This window comes from Pedococcus sp. P2_D9 (assembly GCF_056404275.1).
Genome location: NZ_JBFUEI010000006.1, coordinates 1 through 25,478 on the forward strand (window position 1 = coordinate 1; position 25,478 = coordinate 25,478).

Consider the following 25,478-nt stretch of genomic DNA (forward strand, 5'->3'; position numbering starts at 1 on the left):
GCAACACCGCCGCAGTACGCGTCGCCGCCATGGCCGGGACCGCTCCCGCCGTCCTCAGCAAGCTTGCCGTCAGGGATACCGTCGCCGCCGGTCACCTGGCCGTCGTTCCGGTGGTGGGAATCGACCTTCATCGCCCCATCAGGGCGGTCTGGACCGGCTCCCGCCGCACCCTGGGAACGGCCGCTGATTTCCTCGTGCTCGCCCAGCGCTGAAGCCGGACTGGTCGGGCTGTCCAGGCAGACCGTCTCGCGTGCCGGTGCAAAGACGGTGAGCGCTAGTGGTCATCGTTGAGTCCCGATGCGCGGGGCCAGGACCAAGTTGGAAAAATCTCTTGACATACGGGCAGGTGATAGTGTCGTATGACGGTATCGTTCCTGATCGGCCGGAAGAGGGTCCATGTCGTGAGTTCAATAGTCCAGGCCCTGGCGGGGTCCAAGACGCGGGGTGCCTTATCGATCCTGACCGGACTGTGTCTGTGGGAGGGCGCCGTGTGGGCGTTCAACCTCGACCCGCTCGTCATCTCGCCGCCCAGCGAGATCATGCAGCTGCTTGGCCACATGGTGGCTGACGGGAGCCTGTGGCCCCACGTTGTGACCAGCTTGAAGTCGTTCACCCTCGGCTTGGTGTCGATGATCGTCCTGGGCGTGCCCATCGGCCTGATCATGGGCATGAACCGGGCAACCCGGGACTTCCTCCAGCCGTGGATCACGGGTCTGTACGCCGTGCCCAACCTCGCCCTGGCACCGCTCTTCATCATCTGGCTGGGATTCGGGCTGTCGGCGAAGGCGGCGATCGTCGCCTTGGTCGCTTTCTTCCCGATCGTCATCAACGCCAAAGCCGGGGTGGAGAGGCTTGAAGCCCACCACTCAGAGGTCGGCAAGTCCTTCGGGTCCTCCGGGTGGGAGGACTTCTGGAAGATCGTCCTTCCTGCGTGCATCCCTTCGATTGCGACAGGGATCGAGCTGGCCATCGGACGAGGACTGGTCGGCGTCGTGGTCGGGGACCTCTTTGGTGCCCGATCTGGTCTGGGCTATCTACTCCTGCGCGGCGCCCAGACGTTCGACACACCGACGGTGTTCGTGGCCACGGTGACGCTCGCGGTGCTTGGCCTGATCTTCACAGCCATCGTCAAGACGATCCAGCGAATGGCGAGCCCATGGGCGCGCAGATCGAACACTCGACCCACCTCCAGACTCGTCCTCACACCTCAAGGAAATGCATCATGACTATGTCGCGAAACTCGTTCCGGAAGCCGGCGCTCATGGTCGCGTCGCTGGCCCTCCTGCTGCCCATGGCGGCCTGCGGGAGCTCACCGACCGCCGGGGCTGCCACCACTGAGGTCCGGCTCGCCATCTACCCGCCCAACTTCCTGAGCTGGTGCGACTTCGTTGCCACCGAGAAGGGCTTCTACAAGGAGGCTGGAGTCACGGTGGGAGCGGGCCTGACGGTCTCGGGCGACGCGGATGCACTGCGCGCACTGCAGTCAGGCGAGGTGGACATCGCCCAGGTCACCAACGTCGTTCAGGTCGTCGCGTCCGGCGAAGTCAAGGACAAGCCGATCATGATCGGGCAACAGTCCGACATGCCGGCCTCGTTCGTCGGGCCCGGGGAGGCGAACGGGGGCCTGGCCTCCTTGAAGGGTCTGAAGATTGCCCTTCCTCCCGAGGGTCAGGCGACCACCGCGGTGGCGATCGACGCCTTGAACAAGGCCCTCGGACCCAAGGGGTATGAGCCCGTGTTCGGCGGCGGCGGCGGCAGTGCTCGGATGGCTGCACTTCGGTCCGGAGCCGTGGATGCGGCGTTCGTGTTCGCTCCGCTGGACAGCAAAGCGCACAAGGACGACCCCAAGCTCAACATCCTGGCGAGCATCGACTCCGGACCGACGCGGTATGCCGGTGGCGTCTACGTTGCGAGTGCCAGCTGGCTCAAGGAGAACTCCAAGGCAGCCACTGGCTGGGCCACCGCCTACGCCAAGGGGTGTCAGTGGATTCAGGACCCGGCGAACCGCGACGCGGCGGTTGACATCCTGGCCAAGAAGATGAAGCTCGACACCGATGTCGTCCAAGAAGCGTACGACGTGTACGTCGCCAAGGGAGACCGATCCCCCTCTGCGACTGGTCTGGTGGACGTCGAAGGCGTGAAGAATGTCCAGGCGGCCCTGATCTCCGCGGGCTATCAGAAGAAACAGGTCGACGTGGACAGCCTCGTGGACAACTCCTTCATCACGGGGAAGAAATGACCGCCACGGCGCTGAGACTCCAGGAAGTCTCCAAGGTCTTTCAGGACCCTCGGACGAACACCGGGGTGACGGCGATATCCAGTGTCTCCCTCGATGTGGCGCAAGGTGAGTTCGTCGCCGTCGTCGGACCATCGGGCTGCGGCAAGACCACGCTGCTCAGGATGATTGCCGGACTGATCCCCAACACCTCGGGCTTGATCGAACGAAGCGCCAGCCAGCAGAGCACCGCGATGGTTTTCCAGGCAGCACACCTCATGCCCTGGCGAACGGCTCTGAAGAACGTCGAGTACTCGCTGGAGCTCAAGGTGCGTCGCGAACAGAATCCGAAAAAGCAGGACCGCCGCGACCGGGCGATGCAGATGTTGGAGCTGGTCGGGCTACAAGACCACGCCGACTACTATCCGGACGCGTTGTCCGGGGGCATGCAGCAACGGGTGAATCTGGCGCGCGCCCTCGCCATTCGGCCCGACCTGCTGTTGATGGACGAGCCGTTCGGCGCGCTGGATGCGCAGACTCGTGAAGAGCTGCAGGTCGAGCTGCAGCGAATCTCGGTCGAGGCGGCGTCAACCACCGTGTTCATCACGCATGACACGCGTGAGGCGGTCTTCCTGGCCGACAGGGTGATCGTGCTCTCGTCTCGACCCTCGGTGGTGGCGGAAGTGATCGAGATCCCGGCGCCACGGCCACGGCCGCTCGATTTTCAGGTCTCCGACCAGTTCACGACTCTCCACAAGCGTGTCTGGGAAGCGGTTCGTGGGCGTTCACCTCGAGCCGGCCGTGCGCAGGAGACATTCGCCGACGAACTGGCCAAGCTGAGCTCCTCGGTGCAGCCGAGCTGAAGCGCAGCCCCTCTTCATTCATGGTCCAGCAGCACTGCGCGGGCCGGCTCAAAGGACAGCACAGTGACAGGTTTGGCCGGACAGGTAACCACGATCGTGAACGTGGGGCGTCTGCTCACGGGGGATCTCGATGAGCCCGAAACGCACCCCGTCGAAGTCCGCATCGTGGGCTCAACCATCGTCGGGCTGGGTCCGTCCGATGGCCCGCGCGGCCGGGTGATCGATGTCCAGGGGATGACAGTGGCGCCCGGGCTGATGGATTCCCACAGCCACGTGCTGTTCGGTGACTACACGCCCCGCCAGCAAGCTGTCGGATTCCTGGAGAAGTACGTCCACGGTGGTGTGACGCAGGTGGTGTCAGCAGGTGAGATCCATCTGCCAGACCGGCCGACCGACCCCGAGAGCGTCAAAGCGCTGGCGCGCTTGACCAGTGCCTCCTGGCGGCACCATCGTCCCGGCGGCATGAAGGTGAACGCCGGTGTGCTGCTCCTTGCACCCGGTCTGACCGAGCGCGACATGTCCGAGATGTCCGCACTCGGCGTCAACCTGGCCAAGTACGGGTTCGCCGTGTATCCGAACATCGAGCAAGCAGCGACGGACATCCGTAACGCTCGCCGGCACGGGTTCGTGGTCACAGCACATTCGGGCGGACCGACGGCGATCGATGGTGTTCCGGTGAGCGCTGACACGCTGTTGGAGCTCGACCCCACGATCGCCGGACACGTCAACGGAGGCCCGACCTCCTTGGACGACGAGGGCGTTCGCCGTCTGGTGCGCGACGGCCGGATGCTTCTACAGATCGTCCAGGCCGGCAGTCTGCGCTCAGCATTGGTCATCCTCGAGGCCGTCCGGGATGTCGGAGCTGAGTCAAGGGTGATCCTCGGCACGGACACGCCGACCGGCGTGGGAGTCATGCCCCTCGGCATGTTGAAGACAGTGGCGGAGCTGAGTTCCCTCGGCTCGCTTCCGCCTGCTCAGGTGTGGGCTTGGGGGTCCGGCTGTGTTGCCGATGCCTTTCAGATCCCCGGCGGCCGCATCGCCGTGGGGCAGCCAGCGGACCTTTGCGTCGTGGATGCCCCGCTCGGCTCGGTTGCGTCTGATGCGGTTTCCGCCCTGGCGCGAGGTGACATTCCTGCCGTGGCGATGGTCATCATCGATGGCGAGGTCATGGTGAACCCCAGCGCCTACTCGCCGCGAACCAGGAGGACGGTGACGATCACGGCGCCGAGGCCTTCGCGTGAGTGACTGACTGTGGAAGACGGACGTCGTCGGGCATGGTTCCCCGTGACGAAGGACCCGCGAGCGCCGGTGGGCCTCATGGCCCTCCTCGTGAACTCCATGGCGATCGGCCCGCTCGTGGTCTTCGGGCTGGCGGTCCTGAGCCCCACCTTGGTGTCGAGCCTCGGGCTTTCGCGAGGACAGTTCGGCGCGATAGCAGGAATCGCGTTTGCGGTGGCGATGTGTGCCTCGGTGATCAGCGGCTACTTCGTGGATCGACTCGGCGGTCGCTCGGCTCTCCTCGTGCTGAGCGCCTCTGCCGCCGTGGGGATCCTCACGGCGGCTTGGGCCTCCAGCGTCGTGGGCCTCTGGCTTGCGGCTGGGTTGTCGGGGATTGCGATCGCCCTCGGCAACCCCACGACGAATCAGTTGCTTTCAGCGCAGCTGAGCCGGCGAGGCAGTGGGGTCATCGTGGGACTCAAACAGGCAGGTATTCCCCTGACCCAGATGTTCCTCGGGCTCATGCTCCCGCTGGCGGCATCGGTCGTGGGCTGGCGGGCCGCGATCCTGGTCCTCCTCCTCCTACCCGGGCTGAACGTCGTACTGACCGTTCGAGCCGTGCCGCGCTCGGCGCGCGCGCAGACCTCTCGACTTCGATCCGCGGCGGCGGCGATGCCCGTGCCCGTGTGGTGGCTTGGGGCCTACTCCCTGCTCATGGGCATGCCCATCCAGGCAACCAACGCCTACCTGCCTCTCTTTGCGCACGAGCAACTCGGTTTCAACCCGACGACCGCGGCGCTGTCCATGACACTGGCGGGAGCGGTGGGACTGATGGCACGCCTCGCCTTGGGATGGCTGTCGGATGTCATCGCCACTCCCGAGTACCTCCTGGTCACCTTGGCCCTGGCCTCTGCCCTGGGCAGCCTGCTCCTCTGGGGAGCGGGCCGGGGAAACCAACCGACGCTGTTCTGGGCAGGGGTGATGACGCATGGGTTCGCTGCTGTCGCGGCCATCGTCGTCACGACCGTGGTTCTCGTGCGCTCCGTCGATCGAGCGGCGGTCGGCATCTCCTCTGGAGTTCTGGCGATGGGGCAGTTCGCGGGCTTTTCGGCAGGCCCGGTCCTGTTCGGGAGTCTCGTCGACCTGAAGGGCTCCTATGTGCCCGCCTGGGTCGCGTGCGCCCTCTGCTACCTGGCGGCCTGCGCGGTGGCCCGCGGCTGGCTGCGAGCCAGACTGGGAGATCGATAGACAGTAAGACTGTACTACGATACGATCAGTAACGATCGCGGAGCCCCGAACGAGGTATCGCCAGGAATGGCGACCACAGGACGAGAGAGTTGATGTGAAGGTTCTCGAAGGCGATGTACTGACCGAAACCCAGCTGGCCGAGCTCGTCGGCCAAGGTGCGCTGGTGCCGCTGCTTGCGGCATTGACACATCTCACTGGAGACCGCCGGTACATCGACGGTGCACACAGGCCGCACTCCCACAGGTTCCTGGGGCGGACGGTTGCCGATTCGGATGGTGACGCCGAGGCCCTCGCGCTGGCAGCCAGCGGCTTGCGACGGATCGCGGACCTGGGCCTCGACCCCGACGCCCGGACCCTCGACCGCGACCTGATCGAGTACCTCGTCGGCACGCCCATCGATGCTGGCACCGAGGAGATGCTCCGCTACCAGCTGGACATCCCCCATGACCAAGGAGCGCCTCGCTGGCACGCCTCGCCGGCCGGGCCAGGGCTCTCCGTGGCAATCATCGGCGCGGGCATGTCTGGTATCGCGATGGCGCGACGTCTCGACCAGGCGGGCATCGCGTACACCATCTTCGAGCGCAACCCGGACTTCGGCGGAGTCTGGTACGAGAACAGCTATCCGGGCTGTCGCGTCGACACCACCAACCACATCTACAGTTACACCTTTGCCGCGCGGGACGACTGGACGCACGACTTCTCGCTGCAGAAGGCTGTGTACGGCTACCTCCGCGACGTTGCCACCGAACACGGCATAGACGCACACGTCCGCTTCGGAACCGACGTGGTCGCCGCGACCTTCGACGAGGACACCTGCACCTGGCGAGTGGACCTGGTCGGTCCCGACGGGCGATACACCGCCGAGTTCTCCGCGGTGGTCTCGGCCGTGGGGCAGCTCAACCAGCCGAAGTTTCCCGACCTTCCGGGGATCGACTCCTTCGAGGGTCCTTCCTTCCACACCGCTCGATGGGACCACGACGTCGACCTCACCGGGCAGCGGGTCGCCGTCATCGGTACCGGTGCGAGTGCCTACCAGGTGATCCCCGAGATCGCGGGTCGGGTGGGCAGCCTGACGGTCTTCCAGCGCAGCGCCCCATGGATGGAGTGGACTCCCGCGTACGCCGACGAGGTCAAGCCCGGCCTGCGCTGGCTTTTTGCGAACGTGCCCACCTACTCCAACTGGTACCGCGCCTACCAGTTCTGGACCACGGCCGACGCTCGTCGCCCCTACTACACCGTGGATCCGGCGTGGAAGAAGCAGGGCTCGGTCTCGGCGGAGAACGACGAGCTGCGCCAACACCTCGTGCGTGGGCTGGAGCGGCAGTACACGGAGCGACCGGATCTGCTGGAGAAGGTCATTCCCTCCTACGCTCCCTATTCCAAGCGCCTCCTGCGCGACAACGGGCGATGGGCGAAGGCACTGCACCAGCCGAACGTCCGCCTCGTCTCCGATGCCATTCAGTCCGTCGACGCGCGGGGGGTCCAGACGGACGTCGAGCACATCGACTTCGACGTGATCGTCTACGCGACGGGGTTCAAGGCGTCGGAGATCCTCAAACCGGTCGACGTCACCGGCACCGACGGCCRCAAGCTGCGTGACGTGTGGGCCGGCGACCCCAAGGCGTTCATGGGGATCACCGTCCCCGCGTTCCCCAACCTGTTCTGCCTGTATGGCCCGAATACGAACGTGGTCGTGAGCAGCAGCCTCTTCTTCTTCGCCGAGAGCGCCGCCAACTTCGTGATGTCGGCGCTTGAGTACCTCGACCAGAACGGTGGAGGCGCGGTCGACTGCAGCGTGGAGTCCCTGGAGGACTTCGTAACCGAGATCGACGAGGCCAGCGCCCTCACGGCATGGGGAGCCTCCGGTGAGTCGACCTGGTACAAGAGTGCCTCGGGCCGGGTGTCACAGAACTGGCCCCTGCGCGTGGTCGACTACTGGACCCGGACCCGCGCCTTTCCCGCGGACAAGTTCCACGTACTGCGGCCGCGTGTGGCGTCGCCGCAGGTTGCGCCTCCGGCCCTGCCTCGCGATCTCGAGGTGACGCCATGACCGTCCAGTCGCTGTCGCACTACTGGGTCCCCGGCATGCAGGGCGTGCCGGTCCTCCCGACGGTGGAAGCCGAGCACGTGCTGGACATCGACCGCGGGGACGCGATCCGGGTCCAGCGGGTTTCGGCGCCCTCACACATGGGAACGCATATCGACGCACCAAGTCACACGTTTGCCGATGGCCGCACGATCGACCAGTACCCGCTGGAGCGTTTCATCGGACGAGCCGTGATCTCGTCCCCGACCTGTGCCTACGGCACGACGATCACCGTCGCTGACATCCTGTCCGGCGGACCGGAGCCGTCCAAGGGTGGCATGCTCCTGATCCACACCGGGTGGGGCGACAAGTTCGGCGACCCGAGCTACCTCGAGCATCCGAGCCTGGACGAGGAGGTCGCGGTCTGGGCGGCCGAGCTCGAGCTCGGCTTGATCGGGATGGACCTGCTGACCCCTGAGCTGCCCGCTCAGGATCGCGATGCGTCTTTCGCCTTCCAGCTCCACCGAGGTCTGCTGGGCGCCGATGTGTTGATCGGGGAGAACCTCGTGTTTCCCCGAATCGAGGAGCGCACGGTACGCGTCGTGGCCGCTCCCGTCGCCATGAGCGGCGGCGACGCGGGTTGGACCAATTTCGTCGTCGAATGGTGAAGGGTGTCATGAACCAGGACATGTTGACCGCGTCATTGGGCGCCATCGAGGTCGCCTACTACGACATGGGGCCCCGGCATTCGGACGACGTGGTGGTGCTGCTGCACGACGGTGCGTTCGGCAGCTCCGCCAAGCTGGCTTGGGAGCACGTGATGCCGGCGCTGGCGGAGCGCTATCGGGTGATCGCCCCCGACCTGGTCGGGTACGGCTCGTCCAGCAAGGTGACCTTCTTCGACCGGCCTCCGCAGGCCGCCCACGGCGAGGTCGTCGCGGCATTCTTTGCCTCCCTGGGCGTCCGGGCGGAGCGCGCCCACCTGGTCGGCTCCTCGTTCGGGGGCAGCGCGGCTGTCACCGCGGCTGGGTCGAGGTTCAGACGTCCGTGGAGMTCGGCCGTCTCGATCGGGGGGTCCTTGGGCTACGGCCGAAATGGCGATGCCTTCGACGACCTGCAGCGCTATGACCAGTCGTTCGAGGACGCCCGGCGGATCACCAGCCTGTTGGTGGAGGATGTCAGTGGGTGGGACGACCACATCAAGGAACGGCACGTCAACGGGTTGCTGCCCGGGCACTGGGAGGCTCTGTCGGCGGCGAGGGTGAGGGCGCCACAGCGGGATGCGGCCGGTCCACCTCCGCTCGCGGCTCGTCTGGCGACCTGCCAGGCACCCGTCCTGTTCGTGGAGGGACAGCACGACCGTCTCCTCGTTCCGGGGTGGACCGCAGAGCTGGCCGACATGGCACCGCACGGTCGCGCGGCCACAGTTCCCGGGGCGCACTGCCCCAACATCGACCGCCCCGAGTCCGTGGTTGCGGTCGTTACCGAATTCATCGAGAGCGTGAGCTCGGAAGGTCAGGTCCAGTCATGACAAGCGGAGTCATCTTTGCGTGGTCAACGCCGGTTGAGGGATCCGAGCAGTCGTTCCACGAGTGGTACGACAAGGAACACATTCCCTCGCGAGTGAGCCTGCCCGGCATCGAGGGAGCGAGGCGATACGCGAACGTCGCTTCGGGTGAGACCGCCCAGTTCTCCGTGCGCTACGACGTCTCCGACATCGCCGTGTTCGACTCGGCGGAGTTCAAGCAGCTGCGAACGAACCCGTCCGACGAGACGCGCAGGGTCATCGGGAACACCGTCGACTTCGACCGATTCGTGGGCGAGGAGATCATCTCGCAGGGCAACACCTGGCATCCGCTCGACACCGTGCTGTCCTATGTCGTGACGTTCGCGGTCCCCGAGGACTACTGGAACGAGTTCGAGGCCTGGTATGCCACGGAGCACCTGCCGATCATGCTCCAGGAGCCGTTGTGGGCCGGCTGTCAGATCTACCGTTGTCTCGAGAACGACCGCGGCGGCGGGGCTCCCGGCCTCGAGGCGCCGAACGCCTGGACGCACGTGGCCATCCACTCCCTGCGCAGTCGAGAGGCGCTGCAGAGTCCGGCCCGCGAACGTGCTCGCTCAACCGCCTGGCGCGAGCGACTCTCCCACAACGAGTGGCACCGCACCTCGGCGCGCCACGTCTTCGAGCCGCTGCCGCAGCCCCCTCATGCTTAGCTGAAGGACCTCCGGCGAGCCTTGTCGTACAGTATGATGACTTCTATGGCGAAAGGTAGTGGATCATGACAGACCTCGCGGAGGGATTCCGGGTTGCTCGGAGCGCGGCGCCGGTGCGCGAGCAGGCAACCATCAACCTGCGCAACCTGCTGGCCAGCCAGTTCGAGCCAGGGCAGCGGGTTACCGAGGCTGACCTGTGCGAACTCCTGGGTACGAGTCGCACCACCGTGCGGGAGGCCCTGCGACAGCTCGAGAGCGAAGGCCTCATCGAGATCGTCCCTGGCAAGGGCCCGACGGTGGCCAAGGTCGACGAACACGACATCCGTGACCTGTACGAGATCCGTGAGGTGCTCGAGTCGTTCGCCGTCATGCTGTTCATCGGGCGCGCGTCCCAGGACGAGTGGGCGCGGCTCGCGGACGCCTTCGGCACCCTCGAACTCGCTCACGCCAGCGGTGAGGCCCGGCGCGTTCTTGCGGCGAAGCAGGCCTTCTACGACGTGCTGTTCGAGGGGGCCCACAACGACGCCATCTCGGTGCTCGCTCAGAGGATCTACTGGCGCGTCGCTCGGGTTCGTCTCGCGTCGCTGTCCACCGAGCGGATTCGTGACGGGATCGAGGAACTGCGAACGGTTCACGAGTTGATGACGTCCGGTGCCGTGCAGGAAGCCCAGGATGCCTACGCCACCCACATGCAGAACGCGCGCCAAGCCGCTGTCGCAGCGGTGAGGCAGTTCACCGCCTGACACTCGAGCATTCTCACAGCGTGCGAAAAAAGCGCCTGTCCCGGGACGCCGGGACAGGCGCTTTTCGCATCCTTCCGGGCGACTTCAACCGGTGGATGCCGGGATCTCAGTGCGCCTCCTTGGGTCTTTTCCATAATTGGAGGTGACAATCTCGCATTATCGTCGTACTGTATGACAAGGATTTCGTATGACGAGATGAATGACGTCGGCGCAGCACCTGTACCGACACCGAAAGGGGTGCTCCGAAAGTGGCTTCTGCGGGCGAACGAGTTAGTGACCTTCTGGCCGAGTTGGGCGTGACCTGCGTCTTCGGAGTGGTGGGGTCATCGACGATGGAGATCTACAACGGCCTCCACTCGAATCCACGAGTGCGCTACATCGGTGCGCGCGACGAACGCGCGGCAACGGGCATGGCCGATGGGTTCGCCCGTGCCAGCGGCAGCGTGGGTGTCGTGCTAGCCGGACAGAGCGGGCCGGGTGTCACCAACCTGGTGTCGGGCCTGGCCGCGGCGAAGGCAGCGCATACCCCGTTGCTGTCGATCGGTGGGTCCGTCTCCACCGACCAGTGGCACAACGACGCGTTCCAGGAGGTGGACCAGGAAGCGCTGATCCGCCCTGTGGCCAAGGCTGTCTTCACCGTCCTGCGACCCGAGCGAGTCGTGAAGACGATCGAGTATGCCGCGCGGCTCGCCATGAGCCACCCGATGGGACCGGTCCACGTAAACCTGCCCCGAGACGTGCTCATGGGGGAGGCGCCGGCCGTCGAGCTCGGCGCCGAGCTCCAGACCTCCAACCCCAGCCACGCTGACGCCGTCGCCCACGTCCTACGCCTCATCGACTCCTCCCACCGCCCTGTCCTCGTGGCGGGCGGTGGTGTCAAGAGCAGTCGCTCCGGCTGGTTGGTCGAGCAGCTGAGCGACCTGTGCCACATCCCGATCGTGACCTCCGCGGGGCATCGGGACGCGGTGAACAACGACCACCCACTAATGTTGGGTCAGATGGGCCCCCGTGGCGGCGCCCTTGCGGCCGCGGTGGTTGCCGAGGCTGACCTGGTCATTGGTGTGGGCACTCGCTTCGGGTTCAACTCCACCTTCTTCGAGCCCACCACGTTCCGCGAGGACGCGCGACTGGTCCAGGTCGACGTGGACTCGTCCTCGTTGAACCGGTACTGGCCGGTGGAGCTCGCCGTCATGGCCGACGCCGGGGCCTTTATGGGAGAACTGGTCAGTCACGCCACAGAGACCACTCCGTCACCCAGTGACGAAACGTGGTACCAGTCCGTCAAGGTGCGAGCGGCGGACCTTCGAGACGAGCGCGCGAGTGTCCCCGAGTCCCGGGACTGCACTCCGATGGACGATCAAACCTTCTTCCACACCCTGCGTCAGACCCTTCCCCGGGAGGCGATCATCACTCTCGATGCCGGCACCTGGTGCCTCAAGGCGTCCGAGGCGCTGGATCACCGGCTGACTCCGTCGCTGTTCACGCCGTTGGACTTCGCCTCCCTGGGGTTCGCGTTCCCCGCTGCCATCGGCGCCCAGCTGGCCTGCCCCGACCGGCCGTCGGTGGCCCTGCTCGGCGACGGTGGTGCGCTGTACACGATTGCTGAGATCAGCACGGCCCTCGAGCACGACATCCCCGTGACGATGATCGTCATGAACAACTCTGCCTGGGGTGCCGAGAAGGCGTACCAGCATGATTTCTACGACAAGCGCTACATCGGGACGGACCTTCCGCAGCACGACTTCGCGGCGATCGCGGAGGCTTTCGGCATCAAGGGCATCGCGGCCGACAGCGCCCAGGGTCTCGAGCTGGCCATCAAGGAGGCGTTCGCGGAGCGCGTGCCGACCGTGATCGACGTGCGAGTGAACCCGGAGATCTTGTTCAGCTTCCGCAAGGACGTCTTCAAGAAGTACAAGTGATGGCAACCCGTGTGGGCCGTCGTCGTCTCGGATCAGGGAGCTTCACGTGAGTCAGCAGGATGCGCGCCGACGTACGGCAGTGGTCACCGGTTCGAGTCGAGGAATCGGCCGGGCTACGGTTGAGTTGCTGACGTCGCAGGGTGTTCGCGTGGTCGGTGCGGACCTGACTGGAGCCGAGCTCGATGTCGACCTGGCCACTTCGGACGGGCGCGCGGCACTCGAGGCGGGAGTGCGTGACCTGTGCCCCGACGGCATCGACGTCGTCGTGGCCAACGCCGGGGTGCTCACCGAAGACGAGCTGACGATCCAGGTCAACTATTTCGGCGCCGTGGAGACACTCGAACGGCTGCGACCGATGTTGCGACCCGAAGCGCCGCGCGCCGTGGTCGTCGCGTCGCGGTCGGTGCTCAAGCCCGTGTGGGAGGACCTCGTCGAGGCGTGTCTGGCCGGAGATGAAGGCAGGGCCCTCGCACTCATCCGTCGAGACCCGGACCGCGGCCACCTGTTGTACGGGAGCAGCAAGCGCGCGATAGCCAGATGGATTCGCCGCAACGCAACCCGTCCCGAGTGGGCGGGGGCAGGAATAGCGCTCAACGCGGTCGGGCCTGGTGCCGTGTCCACAGAGATGATTGCCCAGCGAGACCCGGCCGAGCAGGAGCGGCTGGCGGTCCAGAGGCCCATGCCTCTGGGTGGAATGGCTACGGCCCGGGAGATCGCAGCGGTCATCGGCTTCCTCGCCGACCCCAGCAACTCGAAGATCTCCGGCCAGCTCATCTTCATCGACGGTGGCGGTGAGGCCCTGATGGGGCCTGAGGACATCTGGCAAGCCATGTTGCCATGACAGCCATGTCGCAATGGGCAGGCAGCCGGGCCAGCGGGGAGCATCCACGCCGGAAGGCCCCGTGGAAATGGAGTCGCTCGTGACCCACGCCTTGTCCGGAACCAGTCGCCACGCGCCCTCCTCGGTCTCGCGCCGGCTGTTGGCGCTGGGCGAGTCGGTCACTCTCAAGACCGACGCCAGGGCCAAGGCCCTGCGGGCAGCGGGACGCCCGGTCATCGGGTTCGCCGCCGGTGAACCAGATTTCGACACGCCGGCGCATGTGGTCGAAGCTGCGGCTCGTGCGCTCGAGGACCCTGGCAACTTCCGCTACTCACCCGCTGCTGGCCTGCCGGAGCTGCGTGAAGTCATTGCCGCCCAGACATCCTCTCGAACCGGCCACGAGGTCCCCGCGTCCCACGTTGTCGTGACCAACGGGGGCAAACAGGCGGTCTACCAGGCGTTCCAGGCGATCATCGACCCGGGGGACGAAGTGCTGCTCCCCAGCCCGCACTGGACGACCTACCCGGAGGTGATCCGACTCGCCGACGGGCTGCCCGTTCCGGTGTTCTCGGGCGCGGATCAAGGATACAAAGTGACGGTCGACCAGCTCGAGAAGGCCTGCACGCCACGGACGAAGGCACTGGTGTTCGTGTCACCCTCGAACCCGACGGGTGCCGTCTACACTCCTGAGGAGACACGGTCCATCGGGGAATGGGCGCTCTCTCGCCGGATCTGGGTGGTCACTGACGAGATCTACAAGGACCTGGTCTATGACGACGCCGAATGCGCGGGCATCCTCAAGGTCGTTCCTGAGCTGGCAGAGCAGACCCTTGTGCTGGACGGAGTGGCCAAGAGCTACGCCATGACGGGCTGGCGCGTCGGGTGGATGGTCGCCCCCAGCGACGTAGCGCGGGCCGTGGCCAACCTCCAGTCGCACCTGACGAGCAACGTCGCGAACGTCTGCCAGCAGGCTGCCCTCGCCGCGCTGACGGGCCCGCAGGACTGCCTCGAGGCGTTCCGGGCGTCCTTCGATCAGCGCAGGAAGACCCTGGTCAAGGGTCTCGACTGCATAGAGGGCGTCCGGGTCCCGGTGCCACAGGGTGCGTTCTACGTCTATCCCGACGTCAGCCGGCTGCTCGGTCGTGACTGGGCGGGGACCAGGCCGACGAACACCGTGGAACTGGCTGAGCTGATCCTGACGGCTGGAGAGGTGGCGGTGGTACCGGGCGAGGCCTTCGGTCCCAGCGGCTACCTGCGCTTGTCGTTCGCCTTGGCCGACGAAGCCCTCGCGGAGGGGGTCGAGCGGCTGCAACGCTTCTTCGCCTGAGTCGCCGAGCCTTCCTCCGTCCAGTATCCTGTGTTACGCTCACATCATAACATCGTAGTACAGGTGACTTAGTGTTGCTGTCGTCATGCGCGGAGGGCCTGGCCGCATAACGCAGTTGTTCGTCCGCCCAGAGCCTGAACGGATCGGCTGAGATGGAGCAGGAATGAGTGCACAGACAGGATTGTCCGGAAACAATTCTGTGCGAATCACACAAAAAGATGTGATTGCCGACGATGTCATCCGGCTGCGCCTCGAAGAGCCCTCCGGTAAGCGGCTGCCGTACTGGACGCCGGGGGCACACATCGACCTGATTCTCCCGCTCGACCAGTCAGAGCCCGTGGCACGTCAATACTCCCTGTGCGGTGACCGCTGGGACTCAGGCGCCTACGAGATTGCGGTTCTGCGAGAGCGCCAGTCTCGCGGTGGGTCTGCATTCATCCACGATAATCTTGCCATCGGCGATGTGCTCAGCGTCGGCACACCACGAAACAACTTCGCGCTGGCCCAGGCCAAGCGATACGAGTTCATCGCGGGCGGTATCGGAATCACGCCCATCATGGCGATGATCTCAAGCGCCGACAGGCTGGGGGTCGACTGGCACCTCCTCTATGGCGGACGGTCACGTGATTCCATGGCGTTCCTGAAAGAGTTGGAACAGTATGGCGACCGCGTCACGGTCTGCCCGCAGGACACCTCGGGGCTTCTCGACCTGACCTACCTGGCAGAGTCGGTCGAAGGTGCACAGGTCTATTGCTGCGGGCCTGAACCACTGCTGTCAGCAGTGAAGTCTGCAACTGCCGCCTGGCAGCCCGGGTTCGTGCGGTTCGAGCGGTTCGTTGCGGCCACCCAACCAGCCCCGGTTCGTTCAGAGCCGTTCACCGTCGAGCTCGCCCGGTCGGAGATGTCCGTCACCGTCAAGCCCAACGAGTCCGTGCTCGACGTCTTGAACCGAGTGGACAAGCCAGTCTTGTCCTCCTGCAGACAGGGCATCTGCGGCACCTGCGAGGTGTCGGTGTTGTGCGGGGTGCCGGATCATCGGGACTCATTGCTGACCGACGACGAGCGGGCCAAGAACGATCGAATGTTCGTCTGCGTCTCACGATCGATCAGCGACCGGATCGTGCTGGATCTATAGAAGGGTATAGAGATGACACTCAACTTGGACGACACAGTGAGTGGGAAGCGCGCTCCGGTTCTGGACGAGGACCCGTTCTCAGCCGAGAACTTGGAGAACCCCTATCCCTTCCACGCACGGCTGCGTGAGGTCGGCCCGATTGCGTTCCTGCCCAAGTACAACGTCCACGCGGTCGGCCGGTACGACGAAGTCCACGAGGTTCTCTCGAACTGGCAGCAAATGGTGTCGGGCACCGGAACAAGCTTCCACCCGGCTCCAGAGGGCGTCCCCCAGACGATTCTGCGCACCGACCCGCCCGAGCATGACGCTCTCCGCGAGGTATTGACCTCGATTATGTCTGCGCGCGTCCTGCGATCTATGGCCGATGAGTGCAGGCGGAAGGCTGACGGTCTCATAGGGGAGCTGCTCGACGGACACCGGGCCGGTGACACGGTGGAAGTGGACGGGTTTAAGGATATTGCGTCAGTGCTCCCGGTGGACTTTTTCCCCGACGCCGCTGGGATCACCGATGTGGGTCGCGAGAACCTGGTGCCCTACGCCGACGACCACTTCAATCGCGTTGGGCCTACGAACGATCTGGTCATCGCGGGCGACGCTCGGCGCGATGAGCTCGAGGAGTGGGCCGGCAGTGTGTGTGAACGTGACTCTCTCAAGCCGAAAGGCTTCGGAGCTGACATCTGGGCGGCGACAGACCGAGGTGACCTGCTACCCGAGAATGCTCCGCGCCTCGTTCGTTCTCTGCCGAAGGCGGGCGTGGACACCACTGTGTACGGGTTGGCAGCGCTGCTCTACGCGCTCGCGACCAACCCGGATCAATGGAACGCACTTCGGGACAACCCGAACCTCGCGCGGGTGGCGTTCGACGAGGCAATCCGCCTGGAATCGCCCGTCCAGATGCTCTTCCGCAAAAGTGCGGCCGACGTGATCATCTCTGGCGTCACCATCCCCACCGGAGCCCGGGTGCTCATCTGTTACGGCGCCGCCAACCGTGACCCTCGCAGGTGGAGAAACCCGGACAAGTTCGACCTCTCACGGGACCCCTCAGGGCATGTCGCCTTCGGTATGGGCATCCACCAGTGCGCCGGACAGCATGCCGCGCGCTTGGAGGCCGCGCAGCTTCTCGCCGTGCTCGTGGAGCGGGTCGAGCGTATCGAGCTTGCGGGGCCCGTAACTTGGCACCCCAACAACGCGCTCCGTGGCTGGGGCTCAATACCATTGCGAATGGAGCTAGCTCATGACAGATGAGGGTATAGAAACCTGTCGGCACGTCGGTCCGGTCGCGAGGGCCATGGGATTCCCTGCTGGCGGTTCGTCAAAAGAGCGACACCGAGAACGAGGTTAAACCATGACTAACAGCCATAGCCTGRCAATTCGCAAGCTTGTTACGGTGGTTGAGGAAATCTACTTCGAGGCCAGACCCAACAATGGTGAGCCTTTGCGTAAGGTGGCGATCGCGGCTGTGTTCGAAAATCCGTACGCGGGCCAACCCTTTTCGCAGGATCTGACGAAGCTCATTGAGCCCAGCGCAAAGATTGGAGCCCTCTTGGGGTCCCGGGCTGCCGAGACTCTCGGGGTTCCGGTGGAGAGTTACGGCAAGGCGGCGGTCGTAGGGGTTGCGGGCGAACAAGAACATGGGGTCGCGTGCAAGACGTCCGTCTTCGGCGGCGCGATAAGGCCAGCAATCGGCGATGCAGTCGCCCCACCCCCCTCCGTGAGTAAGCGATGCTCGGCAGGAACCTCCGTGGATATCCCGCTGTGTTTCAAGGATGATGTGTTTGTGCGCTCGCACTACGACGGGATGACCGTTACCGTGGCCGACGCTCCGCTGCCGAATGAGATTATGATGATTCTGGCTGTGGCCTCCGGGCCGAGGGTGGAGGACCGACTCGGTGGGTGGACGAAAGAGCAGGCGCTGGCCAAGCTGCAGATGTAGTGCTCGCGTCCTGGGCGGGGTGATGCATCCCAACCTGGTGGCTGAACTTCCAAATCATCACGCCGTTGAAATTCGCCTCATTGGAGTCGTGGGACGGCGCGGTCGGGGAGATCATGGACGCCCTCTATTGACCCCGACGATGCGGTTGGACGACCTGGACTGGGCGCGCTCGATGTGGGAGGGCCTGTTTGAAGGTAACGGGAGGGCCGGGCCACCACTTCTGATCTTCAGGCAGAGGCGAACGCGCACGTCATTGGCCCACCCTGCGTCTCCGTGCACCGCCTCGTGCAACATTCGGGTCTTCCGTGGCCCGCACGTGGTGTACGCACGGCCGGAAAGCAAGATCGAATCGCGGCCATTCGAGAGCCCGGCCAGGTCCACAGAGGCTGTTGCCGTGAATCCCAGCTTCACAGATGTCAACGGCGGCTGAAAATTGATCACTTGTCGACGGGTGAAATCTGACCATCTGGCGTTGGTTGGTCATGTCAGTCCTCGGTGGCACTGGTGGTGGGGACGCGGCCGAGGTCGCGGTCTTTGAGTCGGTAGGAGTCGCCTTTGAGGTTTACGACCTCGGCGTGGTGGACGAGCCGGTCGATCATTGCTGCTGCGACGACGTCGTCGCCGAAGACCTCTCCCCAGCGGCCGAAGGTCTTGTTGCTGGTGACGATCAGGGAGGCTCGTTCGTACCGAGAGGACACKAGCTGGAAGAACAGGTTCGCGGCTTCGGGTTCGAAGGGGATGTAGCCGACCTCGTCGACGACCAGCAGCGGGTAGCGGCCCAGGCGGACCAGTTCGTCCTGGAGGCGGCCGTCGTGGTGGGCGGTAGCGAGCCGGTCGACCCATTGGGAGGCGGTGGCGAACAGGACCCGGTGCCCTCCTTGGCAGGCGCGGATCGCGATCCCGGTGGCCAGGTGGGTCTTGCCGGTGCCGGGCGGTCCGAGGAAGACCACGTTGTCGCGGGCGGTGACGAAGTCGAGGGTGCCCAGGTGGGCGATGAGGTCGCGCTTGAGGCCGCGGGCGTGGTCGAAGTCGAACTCTTCCAACGACTTTCGGGCCGGGAACCGAGCGGCGCGGATCCGGCCTTCGCCGCCGTGGGACTCCCGGGCGGAGACCTCCCGCCCGAGGCAGGCGGCGAGGAACTCCTCGTGCGTCCAGGACTCGGCTCGGGCCCGCTCGGCCAACCGGGGCACGGCCTCACGCAGCGTGGGCGCCTTCAGGGCGCGGGTCAGGAACGCCAGCTCGGAGGTCAGGTCCCGCCCCGAGGTGGCGACGGTCTTGGTGGTGGTCCTGGTGGTCATCAGGCAACCTCCTCGCTCAGGCCGAACGCGGCGTCGTAGGCGCTCAGGTCACGCTGCTGGACCTCATCGGGCTCGGGTGCGCCCGGGCGGGGCCTGTGGGCGGCGCGGTACGCGAGCTCCAGGGCTGCCTGGTGGTGGGCCGGGTCGGTGATCGACTGATGCCTGGCCCAGCACCGCTGATGGGAGGCGACAACGTTCCCGGCACAGGTCACGACGACCGTGTCCAGGTCCGCGACGACCGCCACCCTGCGCCCGACCACCCCCGGGTCCACCGAGTAGTCGTTGCCGTCGACCCGCACGTAGTGGTCCCTCGGCAGCCGCACCAGGGTCCGCCACCCGATCGACGGCGCGACCGGTGGCAACGACAACATGGCCGCCTTGTCCTGGGCCCACCGCGCGGTGGGCGCGCAACCGATCCGGCGAACGACCCGGGTGTTCGCCAACTCCAACCAGTCGGCCAGCTGGATGTTGAAGTCCGCCGGGCAGGTGAAGGTCCGACCGGGCAGGAACGAGGTCTCCAGGTAGCCGTTGGCCCGCTCGACCAAGCCCTTAGCCTCAGGGTCACGGGGGCGGCACTGGTGCACCCCGACCCCGAGCGTGCCGCGGAACGACTCGAAGTCGTCGGTCAGCTTCGGCTTCCCGGCCCGCCACGACCCGACCGCGGACTCGTTGTCCCACACCAGCTCCCGCGGGACCTTGCCAGCTTGATGCAGCAGCAGCCAGTGCCCGGCGATCAGGTCCGGTCCCTGCCTCGAGCAGATCATCGTCGCGAAGATCATCCGCGAGTACCCCGCCACCATCACCAGCACCGGTGGGCGACCGACCTGCCCGAAACCCAACGGCACATCCACCGGCGGGAACCACAGGTCGCATTGCATCCGATCCCCAGGCAGGTACTCCGTCCGTGAGGCCGGGTCCGGGGGCAGGAACAGCGGGCGCAGCACCCGAACCCGGTCCTTGAGCACCGTCAACGACCGCTCCCAGCCGACCCGTTGGGCGATCACCGTCGCCGGCATCGTCGGCGTCGCCAACAACTCACGGATCGCCGGCTCAAACGCATCAACCGCTGACCCTTCGGCATTCGCACGTACCGCGGCGGCCGATCACTGGCCAGCGCCTTCTTCACCGTGTTCCGAGCCACTCCCAAACGGCGCGCGATCACAGCGATCGGCATGTCCTCAGCCCGACGCAGCCGCCGGATCTCCGCCCAGTCCTCCACGTTGATCACCCTCCACAGGGTCACCGCAGGTGGTCAGATTTCACCCGTCGATAAGTGATCAGTCTTCAGCCGTCGTCGACAGCATGAACACTGCAACTGCCCAGAGGGTCACCCAGGACACCCAGCCCACACTTTTAGTCCTCACCGGAGGTGGAAGCCTGCCGAGACCGCAATCAGGCTCCTCCCGCCACTGTGCCCCCTTGCCGTATCTCCCGTAGACTTTGGCCACGCCAAGGAGCTCATCATTCGCGCCCGCCGATCCAGCCTTCGTTGGATGGACACCGGCGGTACCGACCTCCCGGACCCTGAACCGTTCCTCACGCTCCGCCACGCGGGGGTCGGGCGGTGCCTTGACACCGCCTGGGTGACAATCAACCCGGGGGGTGGGCACGTCACGGCGCAGTGCGCACTGAACCCAGATCGAGGGTCAGGCGCCGTCTCTGCTGCAGATCACCAGAGACGGAATCGTTGCGCTCCTCGAGTCAGCTCGGGAGAAGAGATCGCACGGATGCCCGGCCCGCGCGCGGATGGACACCACCTGCGATCGCGGCTTTCTCTCGGACAAGCCAGCCTTGGGCTTCACGACTGGTGTCGAAGGTCTTGTCGGCGAAATGGGTCCGCCCGACCTTGAAAACCGCATAGAAGCGCCCTGATCCTGCTTTCGGATGGCATGGCACCAGCTGGCGAACCCACCGGAGGACGTCGGACTTCTGGTACCTCGGGATCTGGGGCCCCTTGGCCGTCAACCGTCATCGACAGACCATGTACGAACCGGGCGGCAGGGCAAATGGTGCAGCACCCGTCCGGGAGGGGGCTAGGTGCCGTCGGCCACGAAGGCTACCTGCGCCAGCTCCAGGTCTCGACCAACGTCAAGCAAGCGGAGGGCAAAGCACGGGCGGTGTCTACCCGCGCGAGGAGCGCGTCAGCTTGGTGATTTCAACAGTCGAGCCACGGTTCGAGACCGCCACCCACGCCTATCCGGCCGGCTCGGCCGACTGGTCGCGCATCCGGTTCAGGTAGTTGTACACGGTGAACCGGGTGAGCCCCAACGCTTCTGCCACCGTCTCGGCACTGCGCCGCATCTCGAACGCGCCCCGCTCCTCGAGCAGCCGCACGGCGTGGTGCTTCTCCGCTCGGGACAGGGTGTCGAGCGCGCCACCGAACTCGTCCTCAACCGAGGCGATCAGCCGTGCAAGCGCATCGGAGAAGTCGGTCGGAGCCCCCGCGACGGGCGTGTCCGCCGCCGGCGGTGCGGCGGTGTCGTCCCTCGCCGCCGTCGTGGCGGACTGCGGCACGCGAACATGGAAGAGGACCTCACCGAGCCACTCGATGGGCACATCGTCAGTGGCAGGCTCGCCGACGACGACCTCGCCCCCGACCCGTCGCAGCAGCGGGCGCAGAGCATCCTGCCAGGACACTACCTGGACCGCGACGGGGCCCGCGATTCGCGTAGGCCGGGGCGGCCGCTCAGCCATCCGCGTCGTCCCGCTCGACCTGCATCGTGACCCTCGTTGCGCCGATGTCGAGGGCGGCCTGCAACGCCCTCGACACAACCGGGATCACGTCGCTCGCGACGCCGGCCACGGACGTGCCGAACGGACCAAGATCCGGTGACAATCCGGCATCCTGTAGGACGTCGGCCGCAGCGGTGACGTGCGCCGGCAACAGGTCGTCCCCGCCATGGAACGGCTCGGTCGTGAACTCCACCCGCACCTGCATGCCGTCACCTACTTAGGTCAGGTCCGGGTCGTGGCGGCCACACCGGATGCCTCGCCGCCAGACGCAACTCGCCACCCCTGGTGACGGGTCGTTTCGAATGGGGAACTCCGTCGCCGGGACTGTTGACCCGCAAGCGATACTTCAATACTCTAGCACGAGATCGATCGCGCGAACGATTGCAGCGCCTCATCACAGGTGACGTGCGGATGTGCGGTCGTGACACGAATCGGATCGGCGAAAGGATGCGTGGAGCATGGCCGTGCATGAGAGGCCCGAGAAGGCGCGGGACGTGACCTGGCTGAACGGGGCGGACGACGAGGATGTCGTTGGCCTTCTTCGTGACTGCGTGAGCGCGGACGCGTGGGTGCACCGCGTGTTTGCCGGCAGGCCATACGCGAACCTGGATGCCGTGCTGGCGCAGTCGGACGCCGCGATCTCCGATCTGTCCATGAGTGACATGTTGGAGGCGATGGCGCGTCACCCGCGGATCGGCGAAACGGCCCACATTGGGGGCAGCGAAGGAGTTCTGCTGGAAAGAGAGCAGGCTGCAGTAGGACGGCCCAGCGATGACACGAGCAAACGACTCCACGAGGCAAATGAATCCTACGAGAAGCGGTTCGGGTTCATGTACCTCGTGTCTGCTGTTGGGCTCGACGCATCGGCCATTCTTGCCGACCTCGGGGAGCGCATGAGCAACACACCCGAAGTGGAGTTCTTTGTGGCTCGCGARGAACTGGGAAAGATTGCTAAGTCCAGGCTCGCCATGTGCGTGGGCGGAGGTTGAGTCGTGCTTGCCAGATCCGGTGCCGAGGTATGGCAAAGCAAATCTCACGGATGGTCGTTTCTACTTCTCTGCATTGCTTGATCTCGCTTTTACGTTCATATCGTGTGTAACCGTCCCTTAACTCAATCCTCAAGGCGGTAGAGAATGACCCAGTACATCGCTCGTAACCGGGCGCGCACAGTGACAAAGCATTTTGCTGTCGGCGTCGCAACGTGTGTCGCCCTTGGTGGCATGGCGGCTTGTAGCGGAGGTGGTGCCAGCGGCTCCAGTCCAGCGGGCGGCCGCCAGCAGACCTTGGTCGTCGCCTACCAGAACGAAGTCACGTCGTTGGATCCGGTGCGATCGAGCACCCAGCAGACCGACCAGATCGCGGCGGCGATGTACGACGCACTCATTGGCTATAACAAAGGCGCGATGGTTCCAGAACTGGCAACGAGTTATGAGTACACGCCCGATGTGACGGCCATAAAGATCACTCTTCGCAGCGATGTCACGTTCCATTCGGGGAACAAACTGACGTCGGCGGATGTGGTCTACTCGCTGGAGCGCGTCAAGGCGATCGGTCAAGGAATTGCCGGCTTGATGTCGAGTTTCGACTCGGCCACGGCCGAAGACGACACGCACTTGACCATTAAGCTCAAGCAACCTGACGCACTCTTCCTGGGCGCGCTGAGCCGGATTTACATCTTGGACTCGAAACTCATGGCGCAGAATGCGGGGGCGGATCAGGGGCAGGCGTGGCTGCAGACACATGCTGCCGGATCAGGGCCGTACACACTCAAGTCGGCCGCAGCGGGCACCTTCGAACTCGCCCGTTTTGACAAGTTCTGGGATTTCGACGCCAAACGTCCTGCGGTCCTCACCTTCCGCAGAATCGACAATCAGTCGACGGTCGCAGCTGAACTCAATGCCGGGTCGGTCGACGTGGGTGCCGTCGCAAACGATAGTGCCGCCGCACTCGAGCGGAACAGCAAGCTGAAGGTGTCCGACAGTCCCTACGCAGTGCAGATCGCCGTCGCCTTCAACACCTCCCAGGGCCCCGGCGCGAAGCTTCCGCTGCGTGAAGCATTCCGGTCCGTGTTCGACTACAAGGGTGCGCTCGACTCCATCTATCTGGGTCGCGGCACCGTCGCCAACGGTCCCATGCCAACCAATATGCTCTGTCGCCCCAGTCTGCCCAGCGCGCAGCAAGATCTCGACAAGGCGCGCAGCCTCATCAGCCGAGCCGGATTGGAGGGAGCCACCCTGACCATGAGGTACCAGCCGGTCTTTACTCAACACGCCAAGGCGGCCACGCTGCTGCAGTCGAACCTCAAGAGCATTGGCGTGAGCCTCAAACTCCAGCCGATCGCATTCGCCGACTACCTGACCCTCCTGAGCGACAAGAAGACAATTCCGGACATTGTGTTCTTTGGACAGAGCGCACCGTACCCGGACATCGGCGTCATGCTGAAGTCAGACTTCTGGTCGAAGTCCTCTGGAACGAACCGCGGAGCCTACGCCAACAGTGAGGTCGACGCGCTCATCGAAAAGGCCATGAGGACGCCTGACGCGAAGGAACGCTGCGCGATCTACGAGGACGTGCAAGAGATCGTGAACCAAGATGCGGTCACGATGCCCATCTACACCGTGCCCTATGTCTTCGGATACCGAACCGACATCGCCGGTATGGACCGGGCAAACCCCATGGGCGGCGTAGCTTATCGCTACCTCACAGTGGCCAACTAGGACCCCGATGTCTTTGGGAGCGTCATGACGGCTCGGCTGCTCGGCCCCACGTTGTACCTCGGTCGTAGGCTGGTGGGGGCCGCCTCCACTCTCCTCCTCCTGGCGACGGTGGTGTTCTTCCTCCTGAAGGCCACGCCAGGCGACGAGGCCCGCGTCGCGGCCGGAGAGTTCGCGACACCGGAACAGGTAGAGGCGGCCCGTGCCAAACTTGGGCTCGATCGGAACATACTCAGTCAGTATCTGAGCTTCTTGAACAGGATTGTGCATGGTGACCTAGGGATCTCCAGCTCGACGCACGGTCCTGTCGCTGCGGCGATCCGCGACGTGGTGCCTGGTACCGCTGAGGTGGTCGCGCTGTCCGTGCTCATCAGCGTCGTCGTGGCCGTTCCCCTGGCTGCCCTCTCGGCGATGCGCAGCACCGGAGCGGGAGACGCGACAAGGCGCGTGGTAGTCATCACGCTTGCGGGCCTTCCGCCCTTCTGGCTCGCCCTGATGCTGCAGTTTCTGCTCGGAACGCTCCTCGGGATCTTTCCGATCTCCGGTGAGCTGTCGGTAGGCTTCACGGTTCCGCGCGTCACGGGCGCGGTCACTCTCGATGCCATCCTCGCGGGGGATGGGGCAGCCGCGTGGGACGCGTTCACGCACAGGCTCTTGCCTGCGATTGTCTTGTCCGTCAACCAGACAAGCCTTCTCTACCGCGTGACACGGTCCGAGATATTGCGGATTATGACGCGTCAGCACATCGTCGTCGCCCGCGCCACTGGAGTGAGGCAGGCCCGGCTGATCCGCAAGCATGTCTTACCGCCCGCGCTGACGCCCGTCATCATTTTGGTTGGCGTGAACTTCGGAATGGTATTCGGTACGGCGGTGCTTGTGGAGTCCGTGTTCGGCTACACGGGAATTGGGTCTTTCATGGTCAATGCCCTCGCCCAGAAGGACACCTTAAGTGTCGAGGGCGGCGTCCTGACCGTGGGCGTTGTCGTTGTGGCGACGAATTTCCTCGTTGACGTCATACAACTAATCAGGGATCCGCGTATCCGCGCATCGGAGGTGGGACGGTGAAGCC

The 25,478-nt window shown here is 65.0% G+C and carries 23 protein-coding genes and 2 pseudogenes; 20 read left to right on the forward strand and 5 right to left on the reverse strand.

Annotated elements, in window-relative coordinates:
• The 17 genes and pseudogenes from AC1DXJ_RS11290 to AC1DXJ_RS11370 all read left to right on the forward strand — a co-directional run.
• A pseudogene (locus AC1DXJ_RS11290) lies at positions 1 to 212 on the forward strand (LysR family transcriptional regulator); the annotation flags it as partial.
• A gap of 189 nt (positions 213 to 401) precedes the next feature.
• Complete coding sequence (locus AC1DXJ_RS11295) at positions 402 to 1,226, forward strand: ABC transporter permease (protein ID WP_477636948.1); 825 nt, start codon at positions 402 to 404, stop codon at positions 1,224 to 1,226.
• Positions 1,223 to 2,239 carry an ABC transporter substrate-binding protein gene (locus AC1DXJ_RS11300; RefSeq protein WP_477636949.1) on the forward strand — a complete coding sequence of 339 codons (1,017 nt, stop codon included), beginning with the start codon at positions 1,223 to 1,225 and terminating at the stop codon, positions 2,237 to 2,239. The genes AC1DXJ_RS11295 and AC1DXJ_RS11300 overlap by 4 nt, the downstream gene beginning before the upstream one ends.
• Positions 2,236 to 3,078: an ABC transporter ATP-binding protein gene (locus tag AC1DXJ_RS11305; RefSeq protein ID WP_477636950.1), complete on the forward strand. Its 843-nt coding sequence runs from the start codon at positions 2,236 to 2,238 to the stop codon at positions 3,076 to 3,078. Before AC1DXJ_RS11300 ends, AC1DXJ_RS11305 begins: the two co-directional genes overlap by 4 nt.
• Positions 3,079 to 3,141: 63 nt before the next feature.
• Entirely contained in the window at positions 3,142 to 4,323 is a 1,182-nt protein-coding gene (locus tag AC1DXJ_RS11310) for an amidohydrolase family protein (protein ID WP_477636951.1), read from the forward strand.
• Between the two features lie 39 nt (positions 4,324 to 4,362).
• Positions 4,363 to 5,544, forward strand: coding sequence for an MFS transporter (locus tag AC1DXJ_RS11315; RefSeq protein WP_477636952.1), 1,182 nt, complete (start codon positions 4,363 to 4,365; stop codon positions 5,542 to 5,544).
• Positions 5,545 to 5,638: 94 nt separating this feature from the next.
• Complete coding sequence (locus tag AC1DXJ_RS11320; protein WP_477636953.1) at positions 5,639 to 7,594, forward strand: flavin-containing monooxygenase; 1,956 nt, start codon at positions 5,639 to 5,641, stop codon at positions 7,592 to 7,594.
• Entirely contained in the window at positions 7,591 to 8,238 is a 648-nt protein-coding gene (locus tag AC1DXJ_RS11325) for a cyclase family protein (RefSeq protein WP_477636954.1), read from the forward strand. Before AC1DXJ_RS11320 ends, AC1DXJ_RS11325 begins: the two co-directional genes overlap by 4 nt.
• 8 nt (positions 8,239 to 8,246) lie before the next feature.
• A complete protein-coding gene (locus AC1DXJ_RS11330; protein ID WP_477636955.1) occupies positions 8,247 to 9,101 on the forward strand; it encodes an alpha/beta fold hydrolase in 855 nt (284 codons plus the stop codon).
• Entirely contained in the window at positions 9,098 to 9,787 is a 690-nt protein-coding gene (locus AC1DXJ_RS11335) for a hypothetical protein (protein WP_477636956.1), read from the forward strand. The genes AC1DXJ_RS11330 and AC1DXJ_RS11335 overlap by 4 nt, the downstream gene beginning before the upstream one ends.
• A gap of 65 nt (positions 9,788 to 9,852) precedes the next feature.
• Positions 9,853 to 10,530 carry a GntR family transcriptional regulator gene (locus AC1DXJ_RS11340; protein WP_477636957.1) on the forward strand — a complete coding sequence of 226 codons (678 nt, stop codon included), beginning with the start codon at positions 9,853 to 9,855 and terminating at the stop codon, positions 10,528 to 10,530.
• Between the two features lie 248 nt (positions 10,531 to 10,778).
• On the forward strand, positions 10,779 to 12,449 hold the full coding sequence (locus AC1DXJ_RS11345; protein WP_477636958.1) for a thiamine pyrophosphate-binding protein: 1,671 nt from the start codon (positions 10,779 to 10,781) through the stop codon (positions 12,447 to 12,449).
• A 79-nt stretch (positions 12,450 to 12,528) separates the two neighbouring features.
• Complete coding sequence (locus AC1DXJ_RS11350; protein WP_477637094.1) at positions 12,529 to 13,290, forward strand: SDR family oxidoreductase; 762 nt, start codon at positions 12,529 to 12,531, stop codon at positions 13,288 to 13,290.
• A 67-nt stretch (positions 13,291 to 13,357) separates the two neighbouring features.
• Positions 13,358 to 14,596, forward strand: a complete 1,239-nt coding sequence (locus tag AC1DXJ_RS11355) for a pyridoxal phosphate-dependent aminotransferase (protein WP_477636959.1) — start codon at positions 13,358 to 13,360, stop codon at positions 14,594 to 14,596.
• A 163-nt stretch (positions 14,597 to 14,759) separates the two neighbouring features.
• Positions 14,760 to 15,731, forward strand: coding sequence for a PDR/VanB family oxidoreductase (locus AC1DXJ_RS11360; RefSeq protein WP_477636960.1), 972 nt, complete (start codon positions 14,760 to 14,762; stop codon positions 15,729 to 15,731).
• Positions 15,732 to 15,743: 12 nt separating this feature from the next.
• Positions 15,744 to 16,976: a cytochrome P450 gene (locus tag AC1DXJ_RS11365; protein WP_477636961.1), complete on the forward strand. Its 1,233-nt coding sequence runs from the start codon at positions 15,744 to 15,746 to the stop codon at positions 16,974 to 16,976.
• 100 nt (positions 16,977 to 17,076) lie between these two features.
• Entirely contained in the window at positions 17,077 to 17,664 is a 588-nt protein-coding gene (locus AC1DXJ_RS11370; protein ID WP_477636962.1) for an amino acid synthesis family protein, read from the forward strand.
• Between the two features lie 485 nt (positions 17,665 to 18,149).
• Here AC1DXJ_RS11370 and istB read toward each other — a convergent pair whose 3' ends face one another.
• The 5 genes and pseudogenes from istB to AC1DXJ_RS11395 form a co-directional block, all read right to left on the reverse strand.
• Positions 18,150 to 18,962 (reverse strand): IS21-like element helper ATPase IstB, encoded by an 813-nt coding sequence (gene istB / locus AC1DXJ_RS11375; RefSeq protein ID WP_477636963.1) that lies wholly within the window; start codon positions 18,960 to 18,962, stop codon positions 18,150 to 18,152.
• Positions 18,962 to 20,190: pseudogene (gene istA / locus AC1DXJ_RS11380) on the reverse strand (IS21 family transposase). Before istA ends, istB begins: the two are co-directional and overlap by 1 nt.
• A 473-nt stretch (positions 20,191 to 20,663) precedes the next feature.
• Positions 20,664 to 20,858, reverse strand: coding sequence for a hypothetical protein (locus tag AC1DXJ_RS11385; RefSeq protein ID WP_477637095.1), 195 nt, complete (start codon positions 20,856 to 20,858; stop codon positions 20,664 to 20,666).
• Positions 20,859 to 21,155: 297 nt separating this feature from the next.
• Positions 21,156 to 21,599 (reverse strand): helix-turn-helix domain-containing protein, encoded by a 444-nt coding sequence (locus tag AC1DXJ_RS11390; protein ID WP_477636964.1) that lies wholly within the window; start codon positions 21,597 to 21,599, stop codon positions 21,156 to 21,158.
• 49 nt (positions 21,600 to 21,648) lie between these two features.
• Positions 21,649 to 21,900: a thiamine-binding protein gene (locus AC1DXJ_RS11395; protein ID WP_477636965.1), complete on the reverse strand. Its 252-nt coding sequence runs from the start codon at positions 21,898 to 21,900 to the stop codon at positions 21,649 to 21,651.
• Between the two features lie 253 nt (positions 21,901 to 22,153).
• Here AC1DXJ_RS11395 and AC1DXJ_RS11400 point away from each other — a divergent pair, with 253 nt between their 5' ends.
• The 3 genes from AC1DXJ_RS11400 (at position 22,154) to AC1DXJ_RS11410 (ending at position 25,474) form a co-directional block, all read left to right on the forward strand.
• On the forward strand, positions 22,154 to 22,684 hold the full coding sequence (locus AC1DXJ_RS11400) for a 2-oxo-4-hydroxy-4-carboxy-5-ureidoimidazoline decarboxylase (protein WP_477636966.1): 531 nt from the start codon (positions 22,154 to 22,156) through the stop codon (positions 22,682 to 22,684).
• A 144-nt stretch (positions 22,685 to 22,828) separates the two neighbouring features.
• Positions 22,829 to 24,412 carry an ABC transporter substrate-binding protein gene (locus AC1DXJ_RS11405; RefSeq protein WP_477636967.1) on the forward strand — a complete coding sequence of 528 codons (1,584 nt, stop codon included), beginning with the start codon at positions 22,829 to 22,831 and terminating at the stop codon, positions 24,410 to 24,412.
• A 24-nt stretch (positions 24,413 to 24,436) separates the two neighbouring features.
• Positions 24,437 to 25,474 carry an ABC transporter permease gene (locus AC1DXJ_RS11410; protein ID WP_477636968.1) on the forward strand — a complete coding sequence of 346 codons (1,038 nt, stop codon included), beginning with the start codon at positions 24,437 to 24,439 and terminating at the stop codon, positions 25,472 to 25,474.
• The last annotated feature ends 4 nt before the right edge of the window (positions 25,475 to 25,478 follow it).